This window comes from Planomicrobium sp. YIM 101495, assembly GCF_009707665.1.
In the GTDB taxonomy this organism is placed as follows: domain Bacteria; phylum Bacillota; class Bacilli; order Bacillales_A; family Planococcaceae; genus Planococcus.
The window spans coordinates 1,457,336-1,471,296 of record NZ_WLZW01000001.1; the positions used below are offsets into that span (position 1 = coordinate 1,457,336).

The 13,961-nt window shown below is 50.1% G+C and carries 12 protein-coding genes; 4 read left to right on the forward strand and 8 right to left on the reverse strand.

Annotation, left to right across the window (positions count from 1 at the left end):
- Positions 1–77 precede the first annotated feature (77 nt).
- The 4 genes from GIW82_RS07055 to GIW82_RS07070 form a co-directional block, all read right to left on the reverse strand.
- Entirely contained in the window at positions 78–1,541 is a 1,464-nt protein-coding gene (locus GIW82_RS07055; protein ID WP_370456119.1) for an N-acetylmuramoyl-L-alanine amidase, read from the reverse strand.
- A 277-nt stretch (positions 1,542–1,818) separates the two neighbouring features.
- The gene (locus tag GIW82_RS07060) at positions 1,819–4,050 is read right to left on the reverse strand and encodes a 5'-nucleotidase C-terminal domain-containing protein (protein ID WP_195913975.1); all 2,232 of its coding nucleotides are present in this window, start codon (positions 4,048–4,050) and stop codon (positions 1,819–1,821) included.
- 178 nt (positions 4,051–4,228) lie between these two features.
- On the reverse strand, positions 4,229–5,266 hold the full coding sequence (locus GIW82_RS07065) for a CAP and S-layer homology domain-containing protein (protein ID WP_154749141.1): 1,038 nt from the start codon (positions 5,264–5,266) through the stop codon (positions 4,229–4,231).
- 98 nt (positions 5,267–5,364) lie between these two features.
- Positions 5,365–6,456 carry an amidohydrolase gene (locus GIW82_RS07070; protein ID WP_154749142.1) on the reverse strand — a complete coding sequence of 364 codons (1,092 nt, stop codon included), beginning with the start codon at positions 6,454–6,456 and terminating at the stop codon, positions 5,365–5,367.
- Between GIW82_RS07070 and GIW82_RS14685 the strand changes: the two genes are divergently transcribed.
- The 3 genes from GIW82_RS14685 to GIW82_RS14690 all read left to right on the forward strand — a co-directional run bounded on the left by GIW82_RS14685 (position 6,430) and on the right by GIW82_RS14690 (position 7,966).
- Positions 6,430–6,660: a hypothetical protein gene (locus GIW82_RS14685; RefSeq protein ID WP_195913976.1), complete on the forward strand. Its 231-nt coding sequence runs from the start codon at positions 6,430–6,432 to the stop codon at positions 6,658–6,660. The two genes, GIW82_RS07070 and GIW82_RS14685, sit on opposite strands and share 27 nt — an antisense overlap.
- Before the next feature lie 201 nt (positions 6,661–6,861).
- Entirely contained in the window at positions 6,862–7,719 is an 858-nt protein-coding gene (locus GIW82_RS07075; RefSeq protein ID WP_154749143.1) for a nuclease-related domain-containing protein, read from the forward strand.
- 88 nt (positions 7,720–7,807) lie between these two features.
- The gene (locus tag GIW82_RS14690) at positions 7,808–7,966 is read left to right on the forward strand and encodes a hypothetical protein (protein WP_195913977.1); all 159 of its coding nucleotides are present in this window, start codon (positions 7,808–7,810) and stop codon (positions 7,964–7,966) included.
- 194 nt (positions 7,967–8,160) lie between these two features.
- On the opposite strand, the gene GIW82_RS07080 is transcribed toward GIW82_RS14690, so the two are convergent.
- Positions 8,161–9,798, reverse strand: coding sequence for a M20/M25/M40 family metallo-hydrolase (locus GIW82_RS07080; RefSeq protein WP_370456120.1), 1,638 nt, complete (start codon positions 9,796–9,798; stop codon positions 8,161–8,163).
- Between the two features lie 53 nt (positions 9,799–9,851).
- Positions 9,852–10,760, reverse strand: coding sequence for a DMT family transporter (locus GIW82_RS07085; protein WP_370456121.1), 909 nt, complete (start codon positions 10,758–10,760; stop codon positions 9,852–9,854).
- A 166-nt stretch (positions 10,761–10,926) separates the two neighbouring features.
- Between GIW82_RS07085 and GIW82_RS07090 the strand changes: the two genes are divergently transcribed.
- A complete protein-coding gene (locus tag GIW82_RS07090) occupies positions 10,927–11,844 on the forward strand; it encodes a C40 family peptidase (protein WP_154749146.1) in 918 nt (305 codons plus the stop codon).
- Between the two features lie 62 nt (positions 11,845–11,906).
- Here the strand turns inward: GIW82_RS07090 and GIW82_RS07095 are convergent, their stop codons facing one another.
- Together GIW82_RS07095 and GIW82_RS07100 are read right to left on the reverse strand one after the other, a co-directional pair.
- Positions 11,907–13,205: an efflux RND transporter periplasmic adaptor subunit gene (locus GIW82_RS07095; protein WP_154749147.1), complete on the reverse strand. Its 1,299-nt coding sequence runs from the start codon at positions 13,203–13,205 to the stop codon at positions 11,907–11,909.
- A complete protein-coding gene (locus GIW82_RS07100; protein ID WP_230309235.1) occupies positions 13,198–13,917 on the reverse strand; it encodes a hypothetical protein in 720 nt (239 codons plus the stop codon). The genes GIW82_RS07095 and GIW82_RS07100 overlap by 8 nt, the downstream gene beginning before the upstream one ends.
- Between the last annotated feature and the right edge of the window lie 44 nt (positions 13,918–13,961).

Consider the following 13,961-nt stretch of genomic DNA (forward strand, 5'->3'; position numbering starts at 1 on the left):
TGATACCCAAAATCCGGACGAGCCGGAAAAATAAAAAACCCGCAGCCAAATCGTGATGGCTGCGGGTTTCGGATCGATCAATGATGTTTTTTGCTGACTGTCGCACCGACTGTTTTGTAGTAAGGCAAGACATCGGTACGGCCTTCGTAGTGATAGAAATAGTCAAGCGTTCCGAGGAACAATGCTTTCCCCATCGCTTTACGGTGTGCTTCGTTGTTGATGTACTTGATGTCGATCGAGCTGTCGATAAAGCCCATCTCGACAAGAGCAGCCGGTACTGTATTTTCACGGAGGACGGCAAAGTTCCCGTAACCGAATGGATTGACGCCGCGGTCACGGAGCGGCCACGTTTCCTGCATGCGTTCTTGCAAATAGATTGCAAGCGCACGTGATTGCTGGACGTTCGTGTTGTTGGCTGCCGTTTTTGCGTAATAGAATGTCTCCTGGCCATTTGCTGCGCCGTTCAATGCATTCGTATGAAGCGAGACGAAAATATCACCGTCGTTACGTGAAGCGAATTTCGCACGGTCTTGCAATGTGACGAAGACATCGCTGTTACGTGTCATCTTCGCATTGATCGGTACCATATCGAAATAGGATTTCATATGACGGCCAATGTTCAAGACGACGTTTTTCTCCTGGTGTCCATAGCCCACCCCGCCTGGATCGTGCGCACCATGCCCCGGGTCGATGATGACCGTCAAGTCACTCGCTGCTGATGGCGGAGGGCTTGGCAGGACCGAACCTGGCTTGGATGTCGTCAAATACGAATAGCTGACGTATCCGATGACGTTATTGACTTTGACGTGCGCCCAGCCGTTTGACACTGTGCCGACGCCGACCACTGTTGCATGTTTCAAACTGCTGATGACTCTATGGGAAGTCCCTGGACCCGAACGCATATTCAGCGTATCCGAGCCGGTATTCACATACATCGTCGTTCCGAACGAGACTTCACCAGGTTTGACCCGGAAGTCTGCGTTCAATGTTCTTGCCAGGAAAACCGAGAAGTCGGCACGGATGATCTGCAATTCCGTTCCGAATGAGCCACCCGGAAGTCCTTGCGCGATTCCTTTATCCATCAAACTCTTTGAAGCGGCTGAAACAGTCGTACCCATATTGAATGCACGGCCGATCAATAACGCCATTTCGCCACGCTTCAATACTTTATTCGGTTGGAATGAACCATCCGGGTAACCGGAAATGATGCCTTTTTTGCTCATTTCGACGATATAGCCTGATGCCATATTCCCTTTCCCAACATCTGTGAATGGCGTATTTCTTTGTGAGCCATTCAAATTCAACGCTCTTCCAAGCATCGCTGCAGCTTCTGCACGTGTCACTTGTCTAGCGGGATTAAAGCGGTTATCGGAATAGCCGTTCGCGATTCCCTTATTGACGAGATAGGAGATTTCCGCATGAGCACGGTGAGTATTTCCTACGTCTGTGAAGTGTGAGCTGGCTTTAGCAGGGCTGAAAGGAACGAATACGGAAGCGATCAACATGAAACACAACAATACTATCCATTTTTTCAAGACCACATTTCCTCCTATACTTAATTAAAATCAATTCATCCCATACTTTAACTTAATTATCATGAAAATTCTATGTATCATTTGTGCTAATTTGCTTTTTTAAGCGCTTTTTGAAACCATATTTAGTAAAAAAACGCTCCATACCAGGCTTTTTGTCCCGCTCAATCTTCTCTCATTAAATTTAATTATTTTGAAAATATCGCATAATCGGAGGAATGTCCACCTTTTTTTCAAAAGAAAAACCCCGGACATGAACGCCCGGGGTTCGTTTTGAGAGAAAGAATTATGCTGCTCCCTCTTCGCCTTCTTCATCTTCTGCAGGCGCATCATTCACATCAATGATACGGCCTTCGATTTCATTGGATACTTCACCGCGACGCTCAAGTTCTTCAAGCAAGTTGCCCCAGTCAGAAATCCCAAGGTCCAATACGCGGCCTTCAGCGTAAGCTGTTGCGAACATGTCGTAGCCGTCTCCGCCTTTAGCAGTGAATGCGTTTGTTGCAATTGTGTAAGTTTCTTCAAGTTCGATTTCTACAAATTCGCCATCTGCAGCTTCATAAGCGATGCTTACTACGCGCTCACCAGCAGGTTGAGACGAATCGTAAGTCACTTTCGCACCCGCAACATGAAGGAATCCGCCGCTCTCATTCGGTGCTTGGCTGACACTGTGCTCGAACGCTGCGAACAAATCAGCACCAGTCAGATCCATCGTCGCTAACGTGTTACCGAAAGGAAGAACCGTGATCACTTCACCGACTGTGATCGGGCCAGCATCGATCGGCGCACGGATGCCGCCGCCGTTCTGGAATGCCATGACGACAGAATCATTGTATTCTTTCGCTTTTGCAAGCATGCCGTCTGTGATGATGTTCCCAAGCGCTGTTTCGTTTGCACGGACGGATGAACCATCGCCGCCTTCATCGCTAGCACGTGGGTTTGTCAATGCTTCCGTTGCTGTTGCTTCAATTTCTTCAGTTTGGATTGCATCCACTTTTTCTTTGAAAGGAGCAAGAACTTCAAGTGCTTCTGCATCTGCTTCTAAATCACCAGTTCCGATCAATTCACCGAAATAGCTTGTCAAGACACCATTTTCATCGAATGTCACGTCAAGTGTTCCAAGATTTTTTGCATATTCCCCTGTTTGAACGATGATTGTCGGCTCTTCGCCTTCTTCACCGATTACTACTGGTTCTTTCAACTCTGTATGGCTATGTCCACCAACGATGATATCGATGCCTGATACATTCGCAGCAAGCTCAAGATCATTATCGACTGCAGGGTTATCATCGTAACCGATGTGCGTCAAAGCGATGACTTTGTTGACTCCCATTTTTTCGAATTCAGCAACCATTTCAGCTGCATCTTCCAAGTAATCGTCAGAGAAGGAAACAAGTCCTGGGCTCGCGATGTTTTCTGTATCTTTCGTCGTCAACCCGAAGATCCCGACTTTCTCGCCGTTCACTTCTTTGACGATCCCGCTGTAGATGTTGCCGTCTTCCGCATCGTCTGTTACTACCTTAGACTGGAACAAGCCAGTGAACAGCTCATCTTTCGAGAAGTCGACGTTCGCTGCTACGAACGGGAAGTTCGCTGCAGTTACGAAGTCTGCCAATGCCTCGTGTCCTTCTGGTGAAGAACCAAGATCAAATTCGTGGTTTCCGAAGACCATTGCATCAAAGTTCATCAATTTCATCAATGCCAAGTCTGCTTCCCCTTGGAACTCGTTGAAATACAATGTTCCGGAGAATGCATCTCCAGCGTGAAGAAGAAGTGCATCCGGGTTTTCAGCACGATAATCGTTTACCGCTGTGACCATTTTCGGCAATACATCCACGCGTGCATGCGTATCATTCATGTGCATCACTTGAAGTGAGAATTCTTCCGGCACTTCCGGCTCTGGAGGAGCTTCCAGCAATTCCGCTGCACGGTGGAGGAACAATGCCATCTCTCCGCGTGTTACAGCGCTGTCCGCGCCGAATTGCGTCGCTGTTTTGCCGTACGCGATTTCGTAGTCAGCAAGAGCTTCCACGTATTTCGCAAATCGTTCGTTGACATCCGTAAATTCAGTTTCCGTTACACTGTCATCGACTTCCAGACCAAGTGCATCTGCAAGCACTTTCGCAGTTTCATTACGTGTCAGTGAATCGTTCGCGCCGAAACGGCCTTCTTTTCCGTCAAAGATTTCTGCTTCCACGAGTGCGTCTACTGCCCATTTGTGTGAAGCCGGAACATCCGTGAAACCGGAATCAGCGTATTCCTCTTCCGGATCGAATCCAAGTGCATTTGCGAGTAGCAATGCAGCATCTTGACGTTTGATGCTGTTGTCTGTACCGAATGATGTCTCGCTGATACCTTGCGTAATTTGTTGATCCACTAGAAATTGTACTGCGTCGACATAGCGGTCTGCCACATCTGTAAATTTCATATCCGCAGATGCTGGAGATACTGCTGCAGCGACTGCTGCCACTGTCACTGCCGAAGCGATGAATTTCTTGTTTTTCAGGACGTAAGCCATGAATGATTTCCTCCTCAGGAATAGGTTTTTTCTACTACCTTTTCATTTTAACAAATCCCCCTTCAGACATCTACATAATTAATAAACTCTTAACAATTCAATGAATCTTTCCACATTTTGACGTTCAACGTCTAATGACATGAAAAAGCCGGCTGAATTCCTTCAGTCGGCTTCTATGTTATGGCAAGATAGCGAATTGATGGACCCAATACGGGAATCCGTCCGAGTCTTCCGCATACCCGATCCCGATGACCGTGTACGGGGCGTGCAGCATGTTCTCGTAATGCAGTTTCGAATCAAACCAACCTTGCATGACATCCTCTACTGTAAAGAAGCCCCTCGCAATATTCTCCCCGACTTGGTTCGTCGGGTAGCCGAGCTTCACAGCCATTTCATAAGGCTTACCATACGTCGGGGATTCATGGGCGAAGTAATTGTTCTTCACCATATCCTCGGCTTTTTTCTGCGCGATGGCACTTAATGCGGGATCTTCTTTCAAGATAGACAATCCTTTCGATTTCCGCTCTGCATTCACTGCAGCGATTGTCCCGTAAGCTTTTTCTTTCTTGCCAGCGTAAATTTTCCGATCACCGTCATACGTAACTGTCCCTGTCCTTACTTGTTCTTGGAAAAGCAGTGTACGGTCCGTGAACGCTGCCAATTGCGCACGCGTCACTTTTCCGTATGGATCGAAACGGGTCTGGTCGACACCGTGCGTGATTCCCACCTCGGACATCGTAATGATGTAATCGTGTGCCCACTGGCTTGCCGGCACATCCAAATAACTTTTCAGGTGATTGTCATCGACCGTGATCTCGAATCCCTCGATGATGACCTTCGCCATTTGGGCGCGTGACAGCAGCGCATCCGGATTGAAGTGATTGGCATCAGCGAAGACTTCCCGCTCCGTCAGTACCGCGATTTCGTCATAGGCATAATGGCGCGGACCCACATCCCCGAATTTAGGTTTGAACTCCGTACGGGCAGGCAGTTCGAGCGCACGGGCTAAAATCAAGGCTGCTTGTGCACGGGTGATGAATTCATTCGGGCGAAACGTCCCATTCGAATAGCCGTTCAAGATTCCTTGTTCGGCCATCGATGTGATGGAGTCATGTGCCCAATGTTTCGGTGAGAGATCCTTAAAAACGGCAGCGTTAGCAGAATGAGGGAAGATAAGTGCAAATGTTAAAGCAATGACTAAGATGATTTTCTTCATAGACCAACACCCCTTTATTTCCCGGGGAATCTATGTCTCGTCCCCTTTTCTCCCTATACCCGTTTTGTAGTTAGTTCAGCCCATGAAATTGAAATAAGTTACGATTTTTTCGCGGTTGCCGCCAAGATTTTCGCCCCGATCTCCAGCGCATCGTGGTTGAAGTGCATGTCCGGATGATGAAGGCCAGGCGTCAAGCCAGCGCCAAGTCCGATCATCGTCGCTTTCAGTTCAGGCTTCTTGATCGTGTAGAAATGGAAGTCGTCCGCACCCGGCGTATGGATCGGCTGCGCGGTATTCTCCGCACCAAGAATTTCCGTTATTGCCGCCTCAGCGATGGCACGTGCTTCCTCCGACACTTCCGCACCAGGCGTGTAGTCGTCCCATTCCCATTCGATCGTCACACTGTGCAGTGATTCGATCGCTGCAATGCCATCCGTGATGCGCAGTTTCAGCGCGTCCATAAGACTATTCGATTGCGCGCGGACGTCCAGCGCGAATGTCGCGCGTCCCGGGATGATGTTCAGGCTGTCGCCTCCTGCGCGGATGTTCGTCATTTTTGCAGAATAAGATTCAAATGGTGAAAAGTAGATGGATTTGAGCATTTGCTGGATGCTCATCAAGACGTCGATGGCATTCTTCCCTTGATGTGGCCTGGCACCGTGCGCGTCTTCGCCGATGATCCGCCCTTTCAAAAAGTTGCTCGAGCCGTGATGAAGCGCGGAAGTCGCCAGTCCAAACGGTAATTCATCTTGCGCACGCAAGTGAATTCCGTACAGATGCGTGACGTCTTCAAGTGCTCCGTGGCGGACCATATCGAGCGAGCCGTTGCCGGTTTCTTCCGCTGGCTGGAATATAAAGCGGATACGCTTATCGAGCGGCTCATCCTTCAGATGCATGATCGCACCGAGTACCATTGCCATGTGCGCATCGTGCCCGCATGAGTGGTTCGCTTGTTCGACGCCGTTCACTTCCTGCCAAAGCGCATCGATATCTGCACGCATCGCGACGACGCGCTCGCCTTGCCCGATTTCGGCAATGAGGCCGGTGACATCGTCGAACGTCCGGTAGCTGACACCTAGCTCGTCCATGATTTCCGCCAACTTCTTCGTCGTCTCGACTTCCTTGAAGCTCACCTCCGGATGTGTATGGAAATGGTCGAAATTATGCTGGATATTTTGTTTGATGTTCATGTTCATCCCCCGCTTCTCTTTTTTACAAATTGTACCCTGTGCCGGGACGGCGGGGCAATGGACGTTTCTCCTATGTTGAATGGAAAAGCTGTTCGCGTTTGCGAACGGCTTTCCTTATTTTCGGAGCGGCTGGCCGCTCCAAGTGCAATTACTGGTTTGATTGGATCGGCCGTGGCCGATCCAAAGGAATTCAAGATCTTTTAAAAATTTATAAATGAAATTTTATCTAAAAATGAAATTTGGAAACAGACAAGTTTCTTATCCCAACAATGATTCCTCAAGTGATAGATATTATATTGCAATTCAAATTCAATTTTTGATGGCTTTATATGCATCAAATTTGAAATTTACATTATATGGAATTATGAGAAAAAGCGCGTTACAATAAAGATAGAGGTGATTCTAATGATCATAAAGTTTCGGGAACAGCCGGCAAGTTTCGCTGGTTATGAATCTTTACTGAGACGCTTACCATCAGGGCATCCCAAAATTCCATTCGTGCTAGAAAGTTTGACTCAAACACGTGCAGGGTTTGGAGGTGAGTGCCGACTTGATGAATTGCTGGAATTCTTTTGTCCTCCGTATCCGTATGTGATGCTGCAAGGCGTGTCCCTGCCTGAAAAATGCCAGATTGATACGATGATTGTGACGCAAAGCTGTGTGATCCTTTTGGAAGTGAAGAATATTTCCGGCCTGACGCGCTATACGCAGCAGCCGAGCGGTTTTCACAAAGTATTGCCGAGTGGCGAGGTGCGCGGCATGAAGAGCCCGCTCGTGCAGGTGGAGAATGCGAAGTTTAAAGTGGAGCGGCTGCTCAAGCGGCTGGATGCCCCTCTGCCCATTTTCACCGCCATCGTCGTGGCATACCCGAGCCAGTTGGTCGAAGGTGCCCCGGCTGGCGCAAATATTTGGCGGGCTGAGGAGGCGTTGGTCAGGCTCACAACGATGCCGCTGCCGCCCGTGAAAATTTCTGCAGATGAAATGGTTCGTTTGAGTGAGCGGCTGGCCGCGCTCGATAGCGAATTCGTTCCGTTCCCCCTTGCGCCACGCTTCCAGGTTTCCACAAAAGAACTCCTCACGGGCGTTTTCTGCCCCTATTGTGAGATGCACAAAATGAAGCGGCTTGCGCGGTCGTGGATTTGTAGGATGTGTGAGCGTTCTATCAAGGGGTTGGATGAGAGGATTTTAGATGAATGGTTCATGCTGGTGGGTCCAACAATCACAACGAAAGAGTGCCTGGATTTTTTGAACTCTCGAATTTAGAGTCTGCGTACCGATTATTGAAACGGAAAAATTATGAACTTCACGGAAGCAAAAAGAATCGCTTCTATAGACGTCCTGCTAATAAAGAATGGCGATGAAAGGGGCGGTTCTCAGTTGGGATAGCGAGGAAGAGTTTCCGGTACTTCAAAAAATGTCCGGTCAACACCCGCTTCAGAAGGCCGATACTTATTTGATCGGATCGACTGCGGCCGCTCCTTGGAAATTGGCTTGGGATTTAAATTTTTGAGTACGAAATTTGGCTAGTGCGGATGAAATGGATCCTAGTGCGGAACAAACTTCGGTTAGTGCGGATGAAGTGTCCGCCACACAACACCGGTTGAACACAAAAACCCCGCCTAGGCGAGGTTTTGTCGGAGCGGCTGGCCGCTCCAAAGCCAATTAATGGTTTGATTGGATCGGCCGCGGCCGATCCGTGTGTAATTATTGGCCGTGCGGTGTGCGCTCGGCTGGTATTTCTTCTTTTTCCAATCCACGAATGAGCTGCTCCAGCAGTACCGGCATTTCCTCGAAGGCATTGCGCATGTGGAGGCGTTCGGTGCGCTTGTGGGCGTCTTTGCCGAAGGGGCCGACGTTGAAGACGGGCGCTTTCAGCTGCTTCATCGTCTGGAATGGGATGCTGTATGTTTCGCCGTAAATCGGCGTGTTGCGTTCGTATGTGATCCAGCCGTCTTCCTGGTCGTGGTAGTTGACGTAGCTCAAGTCCGAGATGCCATTGAAGTAGTGGACTTGCTGGATGTTGATGTCGAACAGTTCGCTCGCGCTGGCAATCACCGACTCTACGCATTGCTGGATCAGCGGGTCGTCGGTTGAGTTGACGGCCGGGTAATACGGCGGGGCGAACAGCAACGTGATCGCTGGCGTCAGCTCTTGGCAGTTGATGAGCAGGATGTCTGCCATGTGGATGGATTTTTCGCGGACGTCCCATTCCGCGTGCAGCATCGTCTCTGCCAGCAATTCGTCCACGTAATCATAACCGAATTTGTCGATGGCGTATTGGCGCAGTTCCTCATAGCGCATGACCCGGATGTCGCCGACTGGCGAGATGCCTTCGCGCGCGCACATCGCCCGGTAGTCTTCCATGCAATGTGCTGCTGCATCGCGTGCCACTTTCTCGAAACGGGCAAACACTTCTTCCTCACTCTGTTTGAATGTGAAGACGTTATACATCGCGCTCGTCCGGTAAGGTGTTTGCGCTGAATAGGAATTTTTCAAGTCTCTTTGCATCGCCGTGACGGGCAGCGGCGTCGTTTCACCGTAAGAGGTTTCGCGGAAAGTGTCGTTCCATTCCATCCGGTGCGTCAAATACGTCGACATGTAACTCGATGTGATGCCGGACAGCGGTTCACCGACATGCGTTTCTTTGCCGTAAAACAAAGCGGCCGGCATGATCTTCCCAATCGATCCTGTATAAATGTAATGGGCTTGGTCTTGCGGCGCCATCGCGAATACCGGTTCACTATTCAGGAAAAGCGTGTATGTAAGGTCGAATTCCTTCTCCAGCTCCAGCAGTTCGTTAACGCCGTAGCGCATGCCTGCCGAGTTGACTTCTTCGTCAGCGACACTCATGAGCAACAAGTTAATCGGCCACTGCTCGGTCGATGCTTTCTCGATCAATCCCATATGCAAGGCAAGTCCCGCCTTCATATCCATCGTGCCGCGTCCGAACAGGTAGTCACCCGACTCCAAGTCTTCCCTTGCAGCATCGTCCAGCTCGTCTTTCACCGAATGCATCGCTTCCGTCAGTTCGACAGGCTTGCAGGCAAGCGGTTCGAGGTCGCCGTATTCTTCCGTCGGGACCGTATCGTAATGGCTGATGAGGACGACTGTTTCTGTGACGCCCGGATGCTTGTAGAGCGCGAGGACGTTTGAACGGCCGCGGTCGACATCCTTTAGCATCAGTTGTTCGGGGTGCTCATGGAAATAAGGCAATTTCCCAAGTTCCTCCGCGAGATGCTGCGCGAACTCAACCTCACCTTTCGTCAAAGTCCCGCTTTTCCAATTCACAAGCTTGCATAATAATTGTTTCCGCTTCTCTGCCGTGTTCCATAAAGTCGACACGTTCAAACCCCCTCTACCCGGATCATACGCGGGCTTTCTTTTTAATCCTTACGTTATAGTCGTTTGCGCCGTTTGGCAAGCAGATCTTCCACCGCGCCGGATCCGAAAAGCACACCGATGACAATCAGTACAAGGCCGAATAAATGGCCCAATGTAATCTTTTCCCCCAGGACAAGCGCTGCTGCGACAAGTGAAAACAAGGTATTCAAATTCATGAAAATCGCTGCTTTTGTCGGTCCTGCTTGGCCGATCGAGTAATTATAAAGCATATGCCCGATGGCGGTTCCGAAGATGCCCGAGAAAAAGAATGCCAGCCAGAAAGCCGGCGGGACTGCCATGAATGCCTGCATGCCGCCCGGTTCCTGGACGAGTGAAATAATAAACAGCACAATCGAGCCGATCAGCATCATATAGGCAGTCATTACACGCGGATCCAGATTTTTCACAGCGTTGGCGATGACGATATAGCTAAGCACTTGTGCAAGAATCGAAATGAAAACGAAGACATCGCCCAGGTTCATCTCACTTGCACCATCTCCTCCGATGAGGACCGTCGAGAATACGCCGGCCATTCCGACCACTACACCAAGCCACTGCAGCCTCGACGGGAAATTGCGCATGATCAGCGATACGAAAACCGCTGTCAACATAGGACCGGTCCCGAGAATCAAGCCGGCATTCGTTCCGGTCGTCATGGTCAAACCGGAAGATAGGAAATAATGGTGGGACACCACATTCAATAACGCACCGAGGAAAATATACAGCCAGTCTTTCCGTCCCGGCGTCTGATGGAGTTTGAACATGAATAAGATGATGAACACGGTCACCGCGGCAAGGAGGATGCGGAATGCGGTGAGCGTTACGGGTTCCACATGCCCGACAAGATATTTCACGACCGCTAAATTAAAGCCCCACACGACCATAATCGACGTTAAAAGGAGATAGATTTTCCATTGCTTCACAGCGTCAAGCCTTCTTTCGCAAATCATATTATGTGCAATGTTACTCCGCTCCCCATGAAATGTAAATCCGAGGTGCACGATTCATTTTTGTAGAATCATATTGACTGAATTTTCAAGATAAATTATAGTGGGTTTATGTTGAGAAAATTGGAGGGTGACTTTTTTCATGAAAAAAATCGTACTGACGGGCATGATGACTGCCTTGATTTTCTCTGCCACGGCCATGACCCCATCTGCAGCTTCGGTGTATGAAGTGAAGCCTGGAGACAACTTGTACCGGATCGCACTTGCGCAAGGAGTGACGATCGATGATTTGAAGAAGTGGAACAGCTTATCGACCGATGCGCTGCAAGTAAGCCAGCAGCTCCAGATCGGTAGCGCCACAGCCGAATCCACAGCTCCAGCCCAGGCCGTCTCCCAGACGCCCGCGACTGCACCAGCAGCGGCTGCTTCGACGGCAAGCACGGGAGATGTATACCGTGTCCAGAGCGGCGACTCACTGTACAAAATCGGCAAGAAATTCAACATGAGCATCAATGAATTGAAATCGCTCAACCAGTTGACGAGTGACCGCCTGTTCGTTAATCAGTCATTGAAAGTGAAGGGCGGCGCAGCAACTGTCTCTGCACCGGCAAGCACTGCTTCGGCAACGAAATCACCAGGCATGGCTGTTTCGAACAAACCACTTGCAGTGAATGCGAATCAGTTTTATGCAGATGCTGTCGCGGTTGCCATGCAGCAACTCGGGACACCATACGTCTTCGGTGGATCTACACCCGCAGGATTCGATTGCAGCGGCTTCATCCATTACGTCTATTCAAAAGCCGGGCTCAACTTTGGACGCACGAGCAGTGCTGGCATGTACCAAGCTTCCACGGAAGTGACCAATCCCGCATTCGGTGATCTCGTCTTCTTTGCGAATACATACACGTCGGGAATTTCACACACAGGCATTTTCATCGGGAATAATTCCTTCATCCACGCTGGATCGAAGGGCATTGAAATCACCCGACTCGACAACCCATATTGGAAAAATCATTTCGTCTCCTTCAACCGCCTGCATGCAGTCGGTTCGATGCAGTGAACGGTGAGGTGAATAGGAAAAAACGGCCGGAGAAAGAACTTTTCTCCGGCCGTTTCATTTGGTCATCGAGCGAATAAATACTCGACGTAGTAACGCCAGTTCACTGATTTCGCATATTCGTAATCCGGCCTTTCACTCGGGAATGGCAAGAAAACCGCTGGTGGAGAAGCGAAATCCTTCAGCTTGTCTTCATGTAAGACAAGTTCCCCCGCTGCTACCCCATCCGTCAAGACAGCTTTCCCGCCCGTGTCGAAGGCGATCGTCAGCGGTGTGTCCAGTCCGTAGCCTTCCGGTGTCAGGACATGTGCTGCACCTTGGTCTTCAAGACGGTTGAATACCCATTTCTCCGACAGTCCGACTGCTTCTTCCGCTTCGTTCACCGTAATGGAGACGTTTGCTGATTTGCCGTATGGCAGGACATCCGCAATGGCCTCGTCGGTCACGATGCGCACTTCATAAAAGGCGATCGGGTTCACTTGTTCTTTCGGATCCAAAGCGCGGTATGCCTTGAACCATTCCGTCTCCTGTGCCGGCAGCTGGCTGACGAAGGAAACAGTGCCAGTGATTGCTGTCCCCAGCCCTTCCGCCTGTACCGTGACAAGGTCTTGCTGCTCGACTTTCAGCCACTGGTCTTCCATCAAATACGTCACAAGCATTCTTTCGTGCGAGTAGACGTCGACGCTAAGTGGCTCCGTGTCTTTGTTGACCCGTGCAACGATGCCGTCAACCGGGCTGATGAGCGCAGGCTGAGACGTGCTGCGGTCAAGTTGTGCGTCAAGTACCGCAAGTCTTGAATCGATAGCTGCCAGTTGCTGCTCCGCTTGCGCGATCGCAGCGGCATACGGCCCGTCCTGCGGCACTTCCACACCGACCGAGACGTTGATATCAAGTTCGACCGTATTGCCATCGTCATTCGTCGTCGTTTGGCGATCCGTTGCATTGCGCGTCGTCGGTGACGTTCCACGCGGACGGCTCGACTCCAGGCTGCGAAGCGCGCTTTGCACTTCCCGGCGCTCCGTCTGTAATGCCGTGCGCTCGGATTCCCAGATTGAACGCTGGTCCTCGGATTCCGCTTCGTTCAAAATCGCAAGCTCTGATCCCGCTGTAACCGTATCCCCTTCAGCGACCAGCCATTGTTCGATAGCTTCCCGGTCCTGAATGTAGATACGATTCGTGCCGAGCGGTGCCATGACCGCTTCTTTCGGTAAGTCTTCCGTATACGTATGGCTGAAAGCACGTTCGTATTCGCTGACGTAGACGTCTTTCGTCAAGATGCTCTTGTCTCCGAACATCAGCAGTGCGTTTGTCGCAAGAAATGCGGCGATGCCGATCGATAACGCGATATAGAAAAATTTATTCAACCGGAACGCCTCCTTCCGTAAAGCGCACAAGCCATTCTTCCACTGGCATCAAGCTGAAGGAAGCGACAAATAGTGCGATCGCCACATGGATAAGCAATAGGACGAACAATAATTTTTTGGGTGGAATGGTCGTGAACGCCCGCACGAACCGGTATTGCAGCGCGATGATGAGCGCTGTCACGACTGTCAATTGGTTAAAGAAGAACGTCAAGAATGATGCATCCAGGAATGTTGCCGCGAGCGGACCAAACGACAAGATCGACACCGGCATCGTGAAGCCTGCCAGTGAGAAGATGATGAAGTTTAATGCTTTCTCGATGATCAACAGCGCCACGACATATAGCTGCATGACGATTGCTGCGCGCCAAGGCATGTCTGTGATGCGGTGAAAAGCGAATGCTGCGCCGTATAGATGGAACGACAAGTAGATTCCTGCCCAGATCAGCACGCCGAAGAGCGAGACGTAACGTGCCAGCAAGTATGTATCATCCATTCCTGCGGCCATATAAGGCGTCAAGGAAGCGGTGTTCATGCCCCAAATCTCCGGAAGCGCGAATGTCAGCACCCCGAACAGCAGGACCAGGAAGACGCGCGGACCGAATCCCCGCATTTCCGTTTCGTTCAGATTATGTATGAGTTCCCCTTGTCTTGTGAAGTAACGCCAAAATTTAAAGTCGAATATCATGCGCCTGTTCCTTTCCTCAATCTGCATAACTAACTGTACCAAAATTTCAGCCTTTTTGAAATGCTGAGCAA

Bases quoted from the DNA above. Each gene is read 5' to 3' on its own strand.
- GIW82_RS07065 (WP_154749141.1), bottom strand. From the start codon at position 5,266: ATGAAGAAAATCATCTTAGTCATTGCTTTAACATTTGCACTTATCTTC.
- GIW82_RS07075 (WP_154749143.1), top strand. From the start codon at position 6,862: ATGATCATAAAGTTTCGGGAACAGCCGGCAAGTTTCGCTGGTTATGAA.
- GIW82_RS14690 (WP_195913977.1), top strand. From the start codon at position 7,808: ATGGCGATGAAAGGGGCGGTTCTCAGTTGGGATAGCGAGGAAGAGTTT.
- GIW82_RS07060 (WP_195913975.1), bottom strand. From the start codon at position 4,050: ATGGCTTACGTCCTGAAAAACAAGAAATTCATCGCTTCGGCAGTGACA.
- GIW82_RS07070 (WP_154749142.1), bottom strand. From the start codon at position 6,456: ATGAACATCAAACAAAATATCCAGCATAATTTCGACCATTTCCATACA.
- GIW82_RS14685 (WP_195913976.1), top strand. From the start codon at position 6,430: ATGCTGGATATTTTGTTTGATGTTCATGTTCATCCCCCGCTTCTCTTT.
- GIW82_RS07100 (WP_230309235.1), bottom strand. From the start codon at position 13,917: ATGCAGATTGAGGAAAGGAACAGGCGCATGATATTCGACTTTAAATTT.
- GIW82_RS07090 (WP_154749146.1), top strand. From the start codon at position 10,927: ATGAAAAAAATCGTACTGACGGGCATGATGACTGCCTTGATTTTCTCT.